Annotated in this window: 15 protein-coding genes and 3 pseudogenes; 6 read left to right on the plus strand and 12 right to left on the minus strand. The window is 35.8% G+C overall.

Going from position 1 to position 17,190, the window contains the following annotated elements; genetic code table 11:
- Nucleotide 1 precedes the first annotated feature (1 nt).
- Both AAEY98_RS17085 and AAEY98_RS17090 read left to right on the plus strand, forming a co-directional pair.
- Nucleotides 2-1,561, plus strand: a complete 1,560-nt coding sequence (locus tag AAEY98_RS17085) for a TniQ family protein (RefSeq protein ID WP_351018369.1) — start codon at nucleotides 2-4, stop codon at nucleotides 1,559-1,561.
- Nucleotides 1,549-1,767, plus strand: coding sequence for a hypothetical protein (locus AAEY98_RS17090; protein WP_351018372.1), 219 nt, complete (start codon nucleotides 1,549-1,551; stop codon nucleotides 1,765-1,767). Before AAEY98_RS17085 ends, AAEY98_RS17090 begins: the two co-directional genes overlap by 13 nt.
- 135 nt (nucleotides 1,768-1,902) lie before the next feature.
- On the opposite strand, the gene AAEY98_RS17095 is transcribed toward AAEY98_RS17090, so the two are convergent.
- The 4 genes from AAEY98_RS17095 to AAEY98_RS17110 all read right to left on the minus strand — a co-directional run bounded on the left by AAEY98_RS17095 (nucleotide 1,903) and on the right by AAEY98_RS17110 (nucleotide 3,547).
- Nucleotides 1,903-2,220, minus strand: a complete 318-nt coding sequence (locus AAEY98_RS17095; RefSeq protein WP_351018375.1) for a hypothetical protein — start codon at nucleotides 2,218-2,220, stop codon at nucleotides 1,903-1,905.
- A gap of 137 nt (nucleotides 2,221-2,357) precedes the next feature.
- Entirely contained in the window at nucleotides 2,358-2,741 is a 384-nt protein-coding gene (locus tag AAEY98_RS17100; RefSeq protein WP_351018378.1) for a hypothetical protein, read from the minus strand.
- A 138-nt stretch (nucleotides 2,742-2,879) separates the two neighbouring features.
- On the minus strand, nucleotides 2,880-3,059 hold the full coding sequence (locus tag AAEY98_RS17105) for a hypothetical protein (protein ID WP_351018381.1): 180 nt from the start codon (nucleotides 3,057-3,059) through the stop codon (nucleotides 2,880-2,882).
- Between the two features lie 182 nt (nucleotides 3,060-3,241).
- Complete coding sequence (locus tag AAEY98_RS17110; RefSeq protein WP_351018384.1) at nucleotides 3,242-3,547, minus strand: type II toxin-antitoxin system PrlF family antitoxin; 306 nt, start codon at nucleotides 3,545-3,547, stop codon at nucleotides 3,242-3,244.
- A 234-nt stretch (nucleotides 3,548-3,781) separates the two neighbouring features.
- Between AAEY98_RS17110 and AAEY98_RS22810 the strand changes: the two are divergent.
- Together AAEY98_RS22810 and AAEY98_RS22815 are read left to right on the plus strand one after the other, a co-directional pair.
- Nucleotides 3,782-3,889, plus strand: a pseudogene (locus tag AAEY98_RS22810) (DUF1508 domain-containing protein); the annotation flags it as partial.
- A gap of 147 nt (nucleotides 3,890-4,036) precedes the next feature.
- Nucleotides 4,037-4,134: pseudogene (locus AAEY98_RS22815) on the plus strand (DUF1508 domain-containing protein); the annotation flags it as partial.
- A gap of 305 nt (nucleotides 4,135-4,439) precedes the next feature.
- On the opposite strand, the gene AAEY98_RS17120 reads toward AAEY98_RS22815, so the two are convergent.
- The 8 genes and pseudogenes from AAEY98_RS17120 to AAEY98_RS17155 all read right to left on the minus strand — a co-directional run bounded on the left by AAEY98_RS17120 (nucleotide 4,440) and on the right by AAEY98_RS17155 (nucleotide 11,464).
- Complete coding sequence (locus tag AAEY98_RS17120; RefSeq protein WP_351018387.1) at nucleotides 4,440-5,261, minus strand: hypothetical protein; 822 nt, start codon at nucleotides 5,259-5,261, stop codon at nucleotides 4,440-4,442.
- Between the two features lie 503 nt (nucleotides 5,262-5,764).
- Nucleotides 5,765-6,271 carry a hypothetical protein gene (locus AAEY98_RS17125; protein ID WP_351018390.1) on the minus strand — a complete coding sequence of 169 codons (507 nt, stop codon included), beginning with the start codon at nucleotides 6,269-6,271 and terminating at the stop codon, nucleotides 5,765-5,767.
- 164 nt (nucleotides 6,272-6,435) lie between these two features.
- Complete coding sequence (locus tag AAEY98_RS17130; RefSeq protein WP_351018393.1) at nucleotides 6,436-7,566, minus strand: serine/threonine protein kinase; 1,131 nt, start codon at nucleotides 7,564-7,566, stop codon at nucleotides 6,436-6,438.
- Nucleotides 7,563-8,150, minus strand: coding sequence for an ECF-type sigma factor (locus AAEY98_RS17135; RefSeq protein WP_182745141.1), 588 nt, complete (start codon nucleotides 8,148-8,150; stop codon nucleotides 7,563-7,565). Before AAEY98_RS17135 ends, AAEY98_RS17130 begins: the two co-directional genes overlap by 4 nt.
- 70 nt (nucleotides 8,151-8,220) lie before the next feature.
- On the minus strand, nucleotides 8,221-8,919 hold the full coding sequence (locus tag AAEY98_RS17140; RefSeq protein WP_351011625.1) for a metallophosphoesterase: 699 nt from the start codon (nucleotides 8,917-8,919) through the stop codon (nucleotides 8,221-8,223).
- A gap of 51 nt (nucleotides 8,920-8,970) precedes the next feature.
- Nucleotides 8,971-9,564: a hypothetical protein gene (locus tag AAEY98_RS17145; RefSeq protein WP_351018396.1), complete on the minus strand. Its 594-nt coding sequence runs from the start codon at nucleotides 9,562-9,564 to the stop codon at nucleotides 8,971-8,973.
- 28 nt (nucleotides 9,565-9,592) lie between these two features.
- A complete protein-coding gene (locus AAEY98_RS17150; RefSeq protein ID WP_182745147.1) occupies nucleotides 9,593-9,919 on the minus strand; it encodes a hypothetical protein in 327 nt (108 codons plus the stop codon).
- Nucleotides 9,920-10,340: 421 nt separating this feature from the next.
- A pseudogene (locus AAEY98_RS17155) lies at nucleotides 10,341-11,464 on the minus strand (ISAs1 family transposase).
- A 255-nt stretch (nucleotides 11,465-11,719) separates the two neighbouring features.
- Here AAEY98_RS17155 and AAEY98_RS17160 point away from each other — a divergent pair.
- Nucleotides 11,720-13,570: a hypothetical protein gene (locus tag AAEY98_RS17160; RefSeq protein WP_351018399.1), complete on the plus strand. Its 1,851-nt coding sequence runs from the start codon at nucleotides 11,720-11,722 to the stop codon at nucleotides 13,568-13,570.
- A gap of 242 nt (nucleotides 13,571-13,812) precedes the next feature.
- Nucleotides 13,813-16,890 carry a TIR domain-containing protein gene (locus tag AAEY98_RS17165; protein ID WP_351018402.1) on the plus strand — a complete coding sequence of 1,026 codons (3,078 nt, stop codon included), beginning with the start codon at nucleotides 13,813-13,815 and terminating at the stop codon, nucleotides 16,888-16,890.
- Nucleotides 16,891-17,190 lie beyond the last annotated feature (300 nt).

Here is a 17,190-nt window from a genome sequence, read left to right on the forward strand (position 1 = left end):
CATGCTACCTATCCGATTAAAGCCCATCAAATCAGAATCACTCAATTCATATCTGTGTCGACTCGGCACCGATAATGGTTGGGAAACCCTAGCTGAATTTTTGACCACAATGAAAATCAAACAATCACGAGTTGATCGAGATATTGATTTTGAACAACTGGCTCGTGTAACGCGACAACCTATTAACCACTTTCTATCGCTGCAAAATGAGCATTATCAACAGATGCCTGGACGGATGTTTTATACTCAATCACCGCGCTTTTGTCCATGCTGTATTCAAACCCAACCTTTTATAAAACGACATCATCATGATCAATCCAATGTATTTTGCACACAACATCAGTGTGAGATTATTGATAGCTGCCCCTGCTGTCAGAAACCATTTGAGTGGAATGCAGATTTATTTACTCAATGTACTCACTGTAGGCAACAATGGTCAGAGTTAATGACTGAAAGCGCATTCGATGTGAAATATCAAGACTGGATCGAGTCAAGTCACCTTGATCAACATTTGGGCTTGCTTCATAAAGCTATCACCTTGTTAATCTACCCAACCGATCTGGATCCCCTAGCGCTGACGCATAAATTTAATGTCAGTAATCAGTATATTATGGAAGCGTTTAATTTGCTCCAAGGGAAATACTATCAGCTTTGGCATAAACGTTGTGTAGAAGATCGTGAGTACCTTGCATTCTTTGATAAGCGCTTGGTGTCAGCGCCGATCACCGAACTGATGGCAACTGCTGGTTTACCTGTCGCATCTACTGATCATATCAAGTGCTGGCCTGCATTTACATCCGTTGACCGTATTGATAAACACCCCAATATTACGGTCTCTCTAAAAGACAGAGTGTCGTCATGTAAGATCAGACAAATGCTCGGTTTAACCGCAGCACAACTGAGTTTATTTGAAGATAGCGGTCATTTTCAGAGTTTGTATCACGTTTCAAGTAAATGTCATAAAATGTATGACATGAAACAGATCTGTGCTTGGTTATCGGTTCGAATGTGTAAAGAAGCATTAAATTACTATCCAGCGATCAGCTTTAATAAATTAGCAATGTTAAGCGGAATAGATCTTAAGACAATCATAAAAGCGATCTATCAAGGACAATTTAGATTCACGCTGAAGAGCGTCCAGCAACAACTGACACTGATGTTAGCAGAAGATGATGTCAAAGCATTTATTTCGCATCATGAAGTGTTTGAAACTGATGAGCATAAAAGTTACAAATGGGTAGCAAGGCGATTAAGAATTCAAGTCAAAGCGGTTAAAGAGCTAGTAAAGCCAGGCATGCTTGCGATCACTCGAGCTCGAGACATTAACAAGGACTCTCTTAGCGTATTCTTACGCCAATACTCGACACTGCATCGCTTTTGTTACTTGCACAGTTTACAGCGTAATAGCGTCGAAAAGGTGATGAGAGATATTAACATGACGCCAATACTCAGTTCGCAACAATGTACTTTATTAACACATGCACAATTAGCAGACTTACTACAAAGAGTCGAAAAACTGCCTCGATGCCACCTGACTAAGCATGAAAAATGGGTACTTTAACTCAATATCAGCATCAACCGGCACAGACTCTGTTTGGTACTTTTTTTGAAGTAAAAATCGTTGCAAACTTTCGCTGGCAAAATGGCTGTTCACAACGAGATAATCGTCCAAAACAGCCTTTTCCCCTTGCAAATGAGCTCAATGCGTCATTTACAACAGCAAACAACGCGATTTACCATAATCACGAATTGTACGCTTATGATTAATATCTAAGTAGTGACCTGGCATACTGAATTCGGTCGCATTAGCTAAGATGATCAGACGCTTAATATCATATTTTACTCAATTATGATTGGGAAACCTACAATTTAGAACTTAATTATATAAATCAAGCTAATAGATTAAGCTAAATTGTAGTGAAACGAATATGAAAAGCTTCCAAATCCATGTTTTTGTATAAAATTTGCAACTGCGGGTAAATGAGTTTTTAACACATACGCTGTTCTTAAACACTGATCTTGGATGATGAGATCTTGATTCATGTTCTGACACTCAAGCAAAGCCTCTTTAATCGCTTCAAATGTGTAGAACTCTAGTCCAATAGAAAAATAAGGCCCGAAAAATTGAATAATCTGTTCTTTTGTGCCAGAAGAAATAGTGTAAGTAACCCCTTCACCAGTTGCAAAATGTTCAGAAATACCAATGTATTGAAGTTCCATAATCGACACTTATATCAGGAAGTTATTAAGATAAGGTAAGCTTTAAATCCATTATTAACAATAGGTCAATAATGTAAACAGGGAGGTTTATTGAAACAAAATAGTTTTTTGAGTGTATAACTGAGCGTTTAAAAAAATTATAGATCTTTGATATCTATCGTAATTTCATGCGAGTGTTCTCTTTTTTTTATGAACTCACGGTCTAGTTCATCTTCTTCTATTTCAATTTTAGCCTCTTGGTCACCTGAACATGAGCCAATGTCATTTTTATTAGATTTTACAAGCTCATCACTATTTAAACGATAGCTTGTTAATGCATCAAGACCATCTAATTCCGATATCTTGTAGTGAGCAAAATGTTCGCTATTAGCCATCAGTGGATACTTGTCGAAAACCTTCCATAGTAAAATTAGATAACTTTCATCATCAAGTTGTACTTTAGCCTTGTCCAACCATTTTGCCGCATCTAAATAGTCGGCACATCTGATACATCCGGTAATGTTTGAATAAAAGCGGTCCATTTGCTTCCTGAAAATTGTAATGATTAAAGTTAATAGAGTTATTCATATAGGTTGTTAACTGAGCTTAAAGCAGCTTAAAATACCAATTTATTGATTTTTCATATAGACACCATTGAATAAATTGATTTTTCTATAAAGCTATGTTTCAGATTTGAAATTTTTATCTAGCGAACTAATTTTTTGTAAAGTCCATGAACCATTTTTATTATCGATCCATTCAATAAGATCACCTTCTTCCCACTGAAGTTCCTGCTCATATATTGAGGGTATCCTAAAAAAAATCTCGCCATCTTCATTCTCTTCTAGTTTGACCTGCATAATTACCTCAAAATAAAATGAACAATATCCATTCATGACTATGTCATTAAAAAAAATTTTGGTCAATTAGATGGTTTAGATGATCCAGTCCAGCTATCTAAGACATTTTATCGTTTACTCTATAAAAAATGGATGTGTAAAGTTCCATTCATTAACAATAATAGGATTGGCATTAGGCAAGCTTACTCATCTTCTTCTAATAATGAGGTATCTATATCAATTTCTACATCTTCAACTAAGTTTTCAACACTAAGACACATATTTGCCGTGAGTTGCATATCATTTGCAAGAAAAGATAAAAAGCTTTCCAGGATAGGATCTTCATCTGTTGATACGGCACGAGACATTAATACGTCACCATTCTCTTGAATGGTGTATTTTATTGTATCTTTTTTACCTAAATGCAAAGCCTGTCGGACAAGACTAGGTACTGTAGTTTGAAAGCGGTCAGTTAGCTTAGATTCTGCGACTAAAACAGCTTGTGCCATGCCGGTCTCCTACATTTGCATATTACTTTCTGTGGTCAGAATAACGTCTAATCAAAGATAATACAAATTCATACCTTACATCATTGAAGTAACATGCTCTTACTGTTTAACATTGAACGATGGACTTGCCAGACAAAGGCTAAACATTGGTTTTTTTGAAAATCTATATGAAATTCAATCGATTTAATACACTAATTTCGAGCGTCTAATTTATATACCAGCTATCTAAGTCCAATGAAGGAGCACGACATATCAGGATGGTATGAGTTGAGTAAAAGTAGCAACGGGCAGTTTAAATTTGTTCTTAATGCTGGAAATAGTGAAGTCATCCTTATCAGTGAGCTATACACAGGGAGGAGCGGAGCTAAAAATGGTTTTGAATCTGTTCAAAAAAACTACTTTGATGAAAGTAAATTTGCTGGAGAAATAGCAAATAATGATAAACCATATTTTAATCTCAAAGCAGCTAATCATCAGATTATGGTACAAACCAAATTTACTCTACTGTTTCCGCTAGAGATAACGGAATCAGTAGAGTGATGAACAATGGAAGTATAGATAAGATTAAAGATCTAACGAACGAATAGCTCATGACTCGATTGGTGAGCAAATAAAGCTTCCAAGATGCCCTCATTTACAGGCTCACGAACTCAGCTGGATCAACTTTAAGCAGCTTATCTAGCTGCTCGACCCTATTTACATTATTTCAAAAATAGTGGTTTAGGTCCGTATCTTTAGGTACTGCAACGCTAAGAATCACAAGTTATATAACAAATACTGGCTAAAGCGCTTAATGTCTCGAGCTTTGCCAGTTTAGACAATAGAAATGAATAAGTACCCATTATTGACGTTATGGGATAGTGTCAATAACGGGCTAAAAACTACATATAATTTAAAAAGCAATTATATAGATTAGAATTATTAAAATACAACCAAGTCCAAATTTTACTTTTTGTTGATTTGGTTTTAACGTCGGTATTTTGTCACAAATCAGATTGGAACATTTATCTAATAATGTATTAATAACCGGTGCTACAATGCTATAAATGTGTTTAACGAAACTAATAAGCTTTGCCATTAGACTATTTGTGAGCATCTTTTCTGTCGTTAAAGTATCAATATTGCCAGTTTCAGTTTCTTTCGAAGTATGAGAAACAGATGAATTTATATTTTCTTCAACAATCTTTTCTTGTAATTCTTTGTTTTCTTTATATCGAGGAGAAAATATGCAGCCTATAATTCCAACAAATGAAAGGGTTAAAATTACAGCACCTATCGATAATGTGTATTGAACTTTACTGCCTAAATCTTGTTTTGTAACAAATGAATAAGGGGCTAATGCTTCACTGATTGAACGAACCAAATAGCTAAACCTAAACTCATTCACTCTCAGTATTTTAGCTGCCTCATAGATATCATAAGCATTTGACAATATGGTTAATATTACAACGGCAATAAAAATAGATGAAATCACTCTAGCAAATAAACGGCTTATACCTGACAGGTAAACCATGATGCCGATTAATGCTATGATCATTAATAAAAGAGGTTGGTCGTACTCATATAAACTTATTTTTTCTTGTGACCAGCCTCCTGCCGCGACCAAAGGTAAAAAAGTGCCTATTAAAAATAGAATAAAAAAGCTACCCCCAAGCTTATTCACTATTCTAAAGCCGCTAAATTTTTTTGTGTTGCCTTGTTGATCGTTAATCATTTCTCTACCTCGAATTAGGTTTTATTGACACTAGTACAACGTATTATCTTTTCGTAATACATTGATGCTTTATATTTATTTTAATAGTTGTGTATGTAGACCAGAACAGTATTTTTAAAGTTAAACAATAAGATTAAAAAACATAACACTCAAGAGTCTAAAGTTCGCTAATACGACACTTAAACCAAGTTCTGTTTACTGGCACATATTTATTAGACTCTTACAAAGTAATGTTTCTCATTATTTATTAGGATTGTGACACAGGGCATCGTAGACGAATGAGTGTGCGTTTTTTGGTCACTACGAAAATTTCAATACTGAATCACTTACAACCATTGATGAATTGATAGCGTAATGAACAAATTTAGCTCTAAAAACAGACTAAATCTGTATGGTAAATGCTCGCGCCCTCGCCCTGGTCTAGAGCTGTTAATCAATTTGATGGCTTGAGTACAACTCCCCTACTCAAGCCATATAGCGATAAGAAATATGATCAATCAATTCTATTTAGAGCGGTTAAAACCTGCTAAACATTCAGATTCTAATCGTTTACCTCTATAATCGATTTTTTCATTTTGCTCACTGCCCGATTTAGATTGAAACTTTTCCCCAGTTACCTTGGCAACTAAATTGTCGACTTTTCTGATGCTACTTTGCTTTATCTTGTAAAAATACTGGGCTGGCGAATGCTTAAACTCTTCAGGATCTTTTATATCATTATTCATTAACTCAAGAATATCTTCAGCAGAAGCGCCTTCAACGGCAGCACGATACATACTTCGTTCGTATTCTCCAATAAAGTGACATTGCTCTTTAACAGAGGCTTCCTGAGGAAATGTTTCACCAATATTCCCTGTATTTACCGAGCCAGAAAATGACAGTAAAATCCCAAATACTAATATGACACCACCGATGACCATAGTTTTGTTTTTTGTATCTAGCCCTTTAAATGTCTCAAGTAAGCTCTGTTTAAGTCCGGTTTTTTTTTCAACATTATGATCTGAATTCATTGATTTCTCTCTATTATTTTATTATTCAACATCGTTATAAACACAAACGCGCTTACAGCGTTTGTGATTAACTTGTGGCTATAATATGAAATAGCAGTAGATTACTGCAGTGACAGAAGTTAAAAAAAAATACGCAATTTATTGAATAATTTTATTAAGTAATTTTAGTGAGTAAAAATCCAGACCGTGGTTGCAAATGAGTACACAAACAACATGCATGCAAGAGATGTGAAGGGTTTGCGTTTCAGCAATTTTTGGAATAAATAATAAGTGCTTTGTGAGTATTCAACTACAGGTAATCCAGCTTTAAATCTGTGAATGCTCTGTTCAAATGCTAAAGCATCAGGAAACCTAAATTCAGGATTATTAGATAATGCTTTGTTAATGATGGCATTTAATTCTGAGTATTTACCCCCTAACTGATGCCCTGGTAAAACAGTGGTACCGGTTAATACATAATGCAATAACACACCAAGTGAATATACATCAGATTGTGCGGAAGAAAGTTCTCCTGCGATTTGCTCTGGTGCACTCCAAAAGCGAGTGAATGCTTTAATTGTATAAGCAGAAACGAATGGGTCATTCATATTTCGTTTGTACTTTCTAGCGAGACCAAGATCGATTAATACTAAATGACCTTGATCATTGATGATGATATTTTGCGGTTTTAAATCACCATGGTAAAGATGTTTTCGATGTAAATAGCTTACTGCGCCTAATAGTTGCTCAAATATATTCAGTTTCTGCTTTAAATTCTTTTTACTACTCGCCAACCAAATATCTAATCCTTGTCCATCAATAAAGTCCATCACAATACAAGCGGAACCAAGCACCTCAGATACTCCATATATGCTGCATACATTGGGATGGTCTAGTGACATTAAGGTTGTGGCTTCATTAAAAAAAATGGCTCGTTGTTGCGTTGAACTAAACTTATTGGCTCGCAGAATTTTAATAGCCGCTTTATGTGCCTCTCCTTTATGACTATCAGTACAGATTAAGCGCTGTTCACCTTCAAATACCAAGCCCATACCGCCAGCTTCAGATACAAGCTTGGTGACAGTAAAACCCATGACAATTTGTCCAATTAAGGATTCATAGGATAAATCAACAACATTGGACATTTGTGATTCTATTAGTTCACTACTTGATACGGGAGTATGATTAATGGCGAGCATTTTCTCAAGTTCATTAACTTGCTCAGGAAATTGTATCTTTAATGGCTGTAAACGTTGCTGTTGTTCTAGGGTATTTAAACTCGATAACTCAGCGAACAGAGAAACAATATCTATCATTCTGTAAGCTTTGTTCTAAGCCAAGCCGTGGCAAATTGTAAATCGTTATCAACTGTTCTGGTCGATAAATCTAACATATCAGCGATTTGCTGATGTGTTACCATGGCAAAATTTTTCAACTCAAATACTTCAGCTTGTCTCGGATATGACTTCTGTAAAAGCTCCAACACAGAAGATAACGTAAGATTCTCTGTCCAATTAGGTAAAGACACCTCTGCATCCGTCAACTGTAATTGAAGGTATTCATGCTTAGCTTTTTGTTGATTTAGTAAGGATTGATGTGGTTTACCAAAGAGTAAATGCCAAACTGAGACGCGTACGTAATCAAAAAAATCTTGCCTCCCTTCAAAGGGCTGCTCATCGTTACGCCAACGATGTAACTTCACAACAGACTCATTGGCCAGCTCTGTAATAGATGCATCATGTAAAATTGTTTCATTTGGACGATGATGTGAAAGATACTTTTCGACTATAGATCGAATATCTTGATACGCATAAATGAGGAATTCCTCGCTTTTATGCTTATCTCTATTTTGCCAACCTAACAGTAATTCAGTGGCATTACTTAGCTCTCTAATGGACACTATATTCCCTATATTGTTCAATATAATAATGATGTAAATTATCAACTAGTTCAGCCTATATTACTAGCAATTACAACCTATTGACTAATGCAATGGGTAAATCAGTTAAATTAACGATCGTCAATTCTTGTGTTGAGGTAAAAGTGTCTATCCAAAAACGATTCTCGTATTGAACTATCTCCCTCACTGGACTGTGCCCGTGGACGACATAATCAATGTCTTCAATTGCAGTGCACATATTTAGGTCATGTAATGGCCTACTCCAAAGCACATTCCATATATCCTCATCGGACAATTCATCGTGTTGAAGCTTGCCCCAAGAAGTTAAAGCTGAAGCATGGCTAATTCCAATAAATGTACAGCCTACTTGAATTGTCCTTGTTAGTGGCATGGTGATATCAATGATAGTTTTCCATCGAAGTAATACATCATAATGACTAATATTTTCTGCTAACCAACCTCCTCCGTTTTTGATTAAAAAAGCCCAATAACTTGAACACTGAAATCCTAATAAAAAAAGTTGTTCGTGGTTTCCCAAAACAGAAAAAAACCATTTTTTAGTGAGCAAGTTAAGGCAATCAATACTGCCTAGCCCCTTACTAATGATATCACCAGTACAAAAAAGCCGATCTCTTTTAAAATCAAAGCCTAATATTGCTAATTTTTTATATAAATGCTTAATTTGACCATGAATATCACCAACTATATAGTCTCTACCAACTGAATTAACAGGAGTATAAATATGTTGCTTTCTAGGCATAAAATGCATAAACACATCCATAAAAAAGGCCAGTTTACAACTGACCTTGAGAGTAATAACCTATTTGCTAACCAGTTTATCCCACAGTGCATGATTAGTTTTATAGCCTGGCTTTATCGTTGCAATCACAGTCAGTACGAAGCTTGATATAAACATATAGAAGCCAACATCCGCATACCTTAACCCTTCAACAATTCCTCTTATAACTTCTTTGCGATTAACGCTACCAAACATTTGTGTTGCTTGAAATACGTCGGATATCTCTTGATAAACGGTAAAGGAAATAGACAGTAATAGAATAATTAAAGTACCGTGTGAAATTAACTGCTTAAATCCAAAAAGATGACTACACAGTGCAAAAATGGTCACTATGTATAACCATATTGGTGCTAAGTCACTTAATGGCATTCTACTGCCCAATACGTTCATCACAGGAAAAAATGTACTTAACAGCATTAAAGCTAGACTGAATACCGCAAAAAAGTTCATTAATTTAATATTCGGTATATCTGCAGTTAACGCACTATTTGTTGTATTGGTGATAGCAGACTTAGCTTGTTGAAAAGAAGGTGACTGATTCAACTCGTGCGTGACTTGCCCTACTGTTTTTTTTGCATCACAAGTCAGTTCTAAGCTTTTATTTGTTAATGACATTTTCAATCCTTGTATTAGATTTGCAACGTTAAAGCTGAATAATATTATTAGCTAACAACTCTCTATCCAGGCTAATGCCATCTTTTTCCGCTAAATCCGTTATATAATCTAACTCACATTCATTGACGGCTTCATTTTGTGAATCACTCATTTCTTGAGTCATACTTCTAATACCCACTTTTTTAAAGCACACACCTAACATTTTAAGATTAGCTTGATAATTCCCAGAACTATTCCACTCATTTAGCCAAGTCATTTGTTCTTCGTCAGAAGACCCGCCGCATCCTACGAGTACTAATGCACTCAAACCCAAAACGACGCCAAATTTAATGTTACTTTTAATCATTGCTTTCATGTTTTAATCCTTTCTTTTTGTTATGCATACTAAAGTCATATGCGATTGGGATTAGCTTAAAGAAATGATGAAAAACATGGAGTGACGTAAAATATATTTTTTTACGCAAAAAAATGAATATAAATTAAAAGGATCACGAAATTTAATTGATATGACGACTACGGTTAAGAGATAGTTGCTTTAACTAGAGATCGAAATTACTACAGGTAAAAACTATTCAAAAGAATTTATTCTTGATGCCAGTGCGCTGGTAAGAGAGTAAAATTACAGCATTGCTGAAGCTTTAAGAAATCCAGGAGTTAGCTCACAGTTCCTCGGGGTAGCTGGATAAAAGAATCCGAAAATGCTGATAATCATTCATTTACAGGAAACGGTAAAAATTCGATGTTAGGATAGCCCAGGGCAACCGCATGAGTGTTCATTAATTAGCCATATCACTGAATCCAGCATTTAATACCGCTTCTAAGTATGCTGTTTTCATCCAGGCTCGTTTTTGTTTAGCTGGTATGCTTCCCTTTGAAGGTTCGCTTCTAAGCATATTCAATGCGGCTTGGCGTAACATAGCCCAATTTTCAGCACCATGGTCTTGATAAATTTGGCAAGCATCTTCAGCCATACAGACATCTAACACCCAATGCAGGCTATTTTCTACAGCCCAATGAGCACGCACCGCTTCAGCGAGTTGCTGCTCTGTCAGTTCAGCGGAACTGATATGGTAACGATACATGAGCTCAGGCGCTTTTCCTTTTTGCTGACGAAAGCTCATACTCATGCTAAGTGTTTGTAATTGAGGCCATTGTGAGAATTCTTCTTTAAACTGTTTGGCACTTAATACATGGTAAACTCGCGCTTCGATACGACCATGTTGTAGCTCAAAGCTTACGCCGCCTAGCGGGGCTTTACGTGTCTCAGAAAATGCTGTTTTTACAGCTTTATGTAGATTGCCCTGATTACTTTTTAGCGTAAATAAGTAATCGTCACCTTGCTCGATAATGTGCTCTGCAATGTTAACTTGGCAGCCCATGGCATCAATCGAAACCAAAGCATCTTCAATATCCAGAAGCTTTATTAGCTCTGGGATTGCAGTGATTTCATTGGACTTTTCAGAGGTCTTGACTTGCCCAAGAACGAGTTTGTTTTTACATGCAAATGCATTTTCACCATATGAATTGTTGATTGTCGGTTTCCACGTTGATAGGAGCCTCTTAATGTCTTGCCGTCTATCGCGATAAGTTGACCTTGCGTTATTTCATGCACGGCTTGCATCCACTTTATGAAACACAGCCTAAATTGCTCGGGGTCAATGCGTGAGATGGTCCTCGCGATGGTGTCATCGACAGGGACACCATCACTTAAATATCCATGCTGTTGAAACCAATCAAGATGACCGTCAGCGTAATCACGGATCTCGCTCCAGCCCTCGACTCCTGCGATAACACCACAGAGAGTAACAAATAAAATATCTTCGAGAGGATAAGTAATTTTAGCTGATTGACGAGTGTCGGTAAGCTCGCTGAAAAAAGTTGTGAAGGCTTCAAGGTACATAATTTACTCTCCTAAAAGAGAGTATAAGATCACAGCTAAGCCAAGGCGTCAAACAGATTGTGTGTCAATATCAGCAGTTCAAAAAAACGTTAACGATCTCACCCTGTAGGATAGCCAATCACAAAAAATCTTATTAATCATTAGATAAACACATAAAAATCAAATAAAGTATGATTATTAACTACTAAAAATAACAAATCCTCACCTTATTTAAAATGCAAATATCACGATAAATTTACAAGAAGAACCTATTAAATGGAATTTACACAACAAAACAATAATGAAAGTTCAAAAAAAATACCTTTTATAATTGGTATTTCCGGTCATAGAGACGTTATCGGGCTAACTAAGGATTCCAAAAGCGGTTTAGAAGGAGTAAAAAAAGCCATTAAGAGCTGCTTACTGTATTGGCGAACACAACTAAATGACACAACACCAATATGGTTACTTAGTGGTATGGCTGAAGGTGCAGACCTGCTTGCAGTTGAGGCTGCAAATGAACTAATCAATGAAGGATGGCAAAGCGAACAATTGATAATAATTCCTTGTCTGCCGATGTTGATTTCTGCTTATGAAACTGATTTCGCAGAACCTTTGCATGAACGTCAATTTGGGTTAGAAGGATTTCGACGACTATTCGATAAACATAAAAATGAACATTTAATTATAGAGAGTGGATTAACAATAGAACGCTACAGATCTGCAATGGCAGACCTTAATTACGGTGAAGATCGTTGCAGTCTTTATCTGAATTTAGGCGCATTTTTAAGTAAATACGCAAATGTAATTATTGCCCTTTGGGATGGCCATGCCAGTGAAGGAATAGGTGGTACTGCCGACGTAGTATCGATAAAATTAGGACAAAAAATTGACTGGCCAAAAGGAACGGATCACTCAGCTCTTTTGCCAATGAATGATTTTGATGGTGGAACCGGAGGCGTTATTCAACATATTCCAGTGTTACGTCTTATTGAATCTACAAAACCAATTATCTCATCTTGTTTTACAAAGTTAGAAGAAACGGCTATAGACTCACCATTTAGCATTTATATTACCAATAATTTGAATGTAAAAAAACATCCAGCGATACAGAAGTACCTGTCAGCTCAATTTATACAACTAATGAGTCAATTACAATTCTATAACACAGAATTAATGGATGAAATACCTAGCCAACAATTAGAACAAACGCAAGCTGGATTAGGGTATAGCGCTTCATTATTTAACACTGCAGATTACAATGCTGGTAAGTTCCAATCAAAATATCGAAATATAATGACACTCTTTTTTGTTATATCTCTATTGGGACTATTTTTTTATGAGTTTCTTGGTAGCTACGTTGGTAAGCAGATAGGTATGGTTCTAAACGTACTAATCCTTTTGTCTATCTCACTTTGCTACTATTTAATATATTATTCAGCTACTAAGCAATTAAAATGGAAATACCAAATATATAGAGGAATCGCAGAATGTTTCCGGATCCGTGGATTTCTTAATCTTGCTGACATAGCACCAAATAACAAACCGTTGGTTCCTAGACGTTATCAAGAAACACTCCCCTTGTTCAATCAGGCCATTGCACTTGCAGAGTTGGACTGGTGGCGTTCAAGAAAGCCTGTTTGTTACGAAAGAATTAGAATAGATTGGCTAGAAAATCAGAATGATTTTTTGAAAAAAAATCTAAACATAGAAAAGTCTTTTTGGCCATTTAAAACATTCATTTTCAATCGACCAAAGTTGGCACACAAAGATATTTCATTGGTTTCAAGAATACTTTTTCTCTTAGCTATATTTTCAGGTATTTGTTTGTTAATAACTCAGTTCACTTTTAGTCTACATATTCAATCTTGGACGATGATTATCGTACAAATTTTAGTAATGTTAGCAGGTGTTACTGCGCTTTGGTGCGAATTAGCCGGCTATCAATCCACCGCCACAGGTTACGAAAATTTATCGAAGCTTTATGAACGAGCCGTATCAATCATAGCTGAAAATGATAAGAACTCCATCGATTACTGTCTAAGAGAAATAGCAAATGAGGCAATTATCGAGCATTGCGAATGGAGTCACTATGAAGGGCTCTCCGATCTAAAAGTACGAAGATAGTGATAACCCAAAATATTTAGCCTTAAGATCAGATCAAGATTGTTCTGATCTTATTCCACAGAAAGTGTCTAGAAAACTTTGACTTACCATTGTTCTAGCGTTGAATTAGTTCAAAATGAATCGAATTAAAGTGCTTGTTAAACGACACAGCTGTGACTATTTAAGCTATCCACATCACTCTCGAGAATGAGAACTGTACCCCTAGGCATGTTGTTTAAGTATAATTAGGAATAGATTTTAATATGTTTGATTGCTTTGTTAGTTATAAAGTAGGTGCAGATGACGCTTTAGCGCATGATTTTGCGAGTTTTTTAAAGAATGATGACTTTACCGTATTCATTGACAAAAAAGGCTTGTTGCCGGGAACTAATTGGGCAAATGAGCTACAGCAAGCTATGCATAATTCCAATTATGTTTTAGCCTTTTTCACAGAGGATTACCTCGCAAGGATTGAACATGGTAATAATGACGGGCAAAACTTTATTATTGAAGAGCTTAATTGGGCATTGAAAGATAAAAAGCTTATTCCTATCTCTGTAGGCGTACCAGTTAATGTTATTGAAGAAAAATGTTCGGAGTGGGTGACAGAGCTCAATGGAATTCAGTTTATTCACTTTGAAGACAAAGACTCTGTTCACTTCCAGACGATTTTAAACCAACTCAATAAATTGATCAGAATAAAGAATAAAAAATCACCATTACCCTCAACATCTTCAACACATGTAAATATTCATGAGTTAAACAGTCAGCAAGCTTATTTAAAACTAAGCATGCCTTGGCCTGTAAATGAAGCGCTTAAATATAAAGTAGAACTTGAAAATAAGTTTTTAAAAGAGTCTATCGATTATGTGGTTTTAGCTAAATTCAATCTCCTTGGCCGATTTGGAATAAAAATAGAGCCTGAAATAGCGTATCAATATTTACAAAAAGCAGCACTTACCGACTGCCGAGAAGCGAATTTTGAACTAGGAGTGCTATATGGATTTGAAGACACAAAATATGGTGGTGACGAAGATAAAGCGACTGAGTATTACACTAAAGCACACCAAGCGGGTGATATTAGAGCAACCTATCGTTTAGCAAAACTATTTGATGACAATATCGAGAATAGCAACTGCCCGACACAGTTTTTAAAAAATAAATATGGCATTGTAGATTCGAATGAATTTATGAACCATATTTTTGAGCAATCAGCCAATTATACAAGCTTTAACCTTGCAGAAAAATATAGTTATTTCCTCGCTCAACTTCACGCGAATAAAAATAAAGAACAAGCTATTGAAGAGATACATCAATTAGCCAGTAAAGGATATTTAGATGCTGTTTATTGGTTAGGCTATAAATACAGTAAAAATGATAGCGAAGTCGCTCAAAATACTCAAAAAAGCTTAACTTACCTGCATGCAGGCGATGAACAAGGAAGTACAGGGTGCCGGCGATACCTAGCCAGCATTTACCTTGAGACAGAATATAGAACATTAGGTTTTGAAGAGAATATTCCCTCTGGTATTGAAATGCATCTCCAGAATATTTCTCTCAATTCATTTGATAGTGCTCATGACCTAGCATGGGTACTAGAAAACCGACCTGAGCTGCAAACGCATATATCAATTGATGAGCAGATAGATTTTCTTGAAAAAGCGGTCGATTTTGGCCAACTAAATTGTAGGGGGTTTCTAGCAAAAGCCTATATAAAAACCAAGCATCTTTCTTTGGGTACATTTGCCATAAAATCTGCCCAGCAAGGATACTTCGAACCAACAAGTCTATTACTTGCTAAATTTTCTAAAGATACTGATTTAGATGGCATTATTTTAGAAGATGATTACTTAAAATTATATGCATTAGTGAAAAAAGAAATTCAAGCAGCAAGTCCGAAACGAGCTTTAAATCTGAATATCGCTCTCATGAACTTGGCCATGTACAATAACAGACTTCAAGATGCGCTAGATTTGGTTGAACTCATTAGCGAAGAAAATAAAAAGGAAGGCGCATGCTATTATTATGCAAAACAGGTTGCACTTAAAGGTTACTCTTATTCACAAAGGTTAGTTTTTGAATTACTGAAAAAAGGCGCTATATATACTTACGAAGTTAAAATAATAGATGATAAACCCACAGGTATTTATCGAGATACCTGTAAAGAAAAAAATAGCGCCAGATGGCTTCTAAGCATTCTTTTAGGCCAGGTTAACCCATGTTATAAGAACTATTTAGAGTCACCTAGTTACGATGATTCCTTTGTGGATAAATTGTTATTAGTTAGTCATGAAATATCGGTTCATGAGTCATATGAGTATGTAGATGACGACCAAAAACTGCAAACAACCGCAATACCACCTGTTGCAAATAATAATAGTTTTGTTTACGAAATCAGAAGTCGCAGAGCTTGTGAAAAACAACTTCTGTCGTCAGAGACTAACAAAGCTGGATTACTGAATGCTTACGCAAACCTTAGTTATAACAATTCTATCCCACAGTCCTACTTTCTCGAGAAAAGCGCTTTCGACCTAGAGATTGCCTGTTATAATAAACTATTTTCAGAGTCAAAAAATAAAAGTGACTATACTCCTCAGTCAGCATTATTTATACACTTAACACAGATGAGTAAAAGTGAAAATATCGATAACAATAAGAGCCATATTGAGTATTGCTTTAATAATATAGTCGCTACATTAGGCTCTGAAGAGGGTGACCCCAAAGTCTATCTAGATAGTTTCCAGAACTTATGTGAACAATTTCTTAATGCTGAAAATACAAACTCATACGAAGAGCTTACCAATATTTTATATTCAGAACTTAATAAATTATTATTTCTGATTGTTAACACTTACGTTTCCCCAGAAAAATTTTCTGAGTTGATGGGAGAAATGTTTTCCGGAATATATTGCCTTTCAGCTAATAACATCCAACAAAGTGCGTTACGAGACAAACTATTATTTGATTTAGGCTGTTTATATATCGCGATATATCCAGACACCTTCATTTCAACGGACATAATTTGTCTAAATACGAGCTCACACATTTTAGTCTTTAACCTTTACAATAAATATGAGGACTTTAAATTTAATCAAATAACCGAAATGGAAGCAGTGCCTAAATCAATAATCCGCATGTTGAAAGTTGCTGCTGAAAAAAATCGCCAGGAAAGCGAAAATTCAATGTTTGAATCAGCAAGGGAATTACTACAAGGCTTAACAACAAAAGGGGCTAAGAAGAGTCAGGTCGAGTATTCTAATGATCAAAATGAACTTTTCCAACAAGCCAAAACTATCGTTCGTTCACGTGAGTTTAAGCAATTTACAAAAAAATATAATTAGTGTAGTGGCACAGTTATTTGGGCCACCTAAATAGAGGTGATATTATTACCTCGTACATGACTTTAGTTGAACACATGAGAACGCAAACTTAAAAAGATGTTTGCAGAAGCCAGTTTACAAAATATGGCGTTGAAAGACATTATTGAAAAAAGCTATAAATCCAGCAGAGCGAAAGGTGTTATCCCGCTATGCCATTAACGAATTTGGCCTAGGCGGTGACAATAATCCTGACACAGGGGTTTGTGGGGAGGCAATAACTTTTTTAAAACTGCTTCTTTACGTTCAGATGAATATCGTGCC

The organism is Shewanella sp. AC91-MNA-CIBAN-0169, from assembly GCF_040310165.1.
Classification (GTDB): Bacteria; Pseudomonadota; Gammaproteobacteria; order Enterobacterales; family Shewanellaceae; genus Shewanella.

Excerpts from the sequence above, each read along its gene's own strand:
- AAEY98_RS17085 (WP_351018369.1), top strand. The coding sequence starts at position 2 with ATGCTACCTATCCGATTAAAGCCCATCAAATCAGAATCACTCAATTCA.
- AAEY98_RS17090 (WP_351018372.1), top strand. The coding sequence starts at position 1,549 with ATGGGTACTTTAACTCAATATCAGCATCAACCGGCACAGACTCTGTTT.
- AAEY98_RS17095 (WP_351018375.1), bottom strand. The coding sequence starts at position 2,220 with ATGGAACTTCAATACATTGGTATTTCTGAACATTTTGCAACTGGTGAA.
- AAEY98_RS17100 (WP_351018378.1), bottom strand. The coding sequence starts at position 2,741 with ATGGACCGCTTTTATTCAAACATTACCGGATGTATCAGATGTGCCGAC.
- AAEY98_RS17105 (WP_351018381.1), bottom strand. The coding sequence starts at position 3,059 with ATGCAGGTCAAACTAGAAGAGAATGAAGATGGCGAGATTTTTTTTAGG.
- AAEY98_RS17110 (WP_351018384.1), bottom strand. The coding sequence starts at position 3,547 with ATGGCACAAGCTGTTTTAGTCGCAGAATCTAAGCTAACTGACCGCTTT.
- AAEY98_RS17120 (WP_351018387.1), bottom strand. The coding sequence starts at position 5,261 with ATGATTAACGATCAACAAGGCAACACAAAAAAATTTAGCGGCTTTAGA.
- AAEY98_RS17125 (WP_351018390.1), bottom strand. The coding sequence starts at position 6,271 with ATGAATTCAGATCATAATGTTGAAAAAAAAACCGGACTTAAACAGAGC.
- AAEY98_RS17130 (WP_351018393.1), bottom strand. The coding sequence starts at position 7,566 with ATGATAGATATTGTTTCTCTGTTCGCTGAGTTATCGAGTTTAAATACC.
- AAEY98_RS17140 (WP_351011625.1), bottom strand. The coding sequence starts at position 8,919 with ATGCATTTTATGCCTAGAAAGCAACATATTTATACTCCTGTTAATTCA.
- AAEY98_RS17145 (WP_351018396.1), bottom strand. The coding sequence starts at position 9,564 with ATGTCATTAACAAATAAAAGCTTAGAACTGACTTGTGATGCAAAAAAA.
- AAEY98_RS17150 (WP_182745147.1), bottom strand. The coding sequence starts at position 9,919 with ATGAAAGCAATGATTAAAAGTAACATTAAATTTGGCGTCGTTTTGGGT.
- AAEY98_RS17160 (WP_351018399.1), top strand. The coding sequence starts at position 11,720 with ATGGAATTTACACAACAAAACAATAATGAAAGTTCAAAAAAAATACCT.
- AAEY98_RS17165 (WP_351018402.1), top strand. The coding sequence starts at position 13,813 with ATGTTTGATTGCTTTGTTAGTTATAAAGTAGGTGCAGATGACGCTTTA.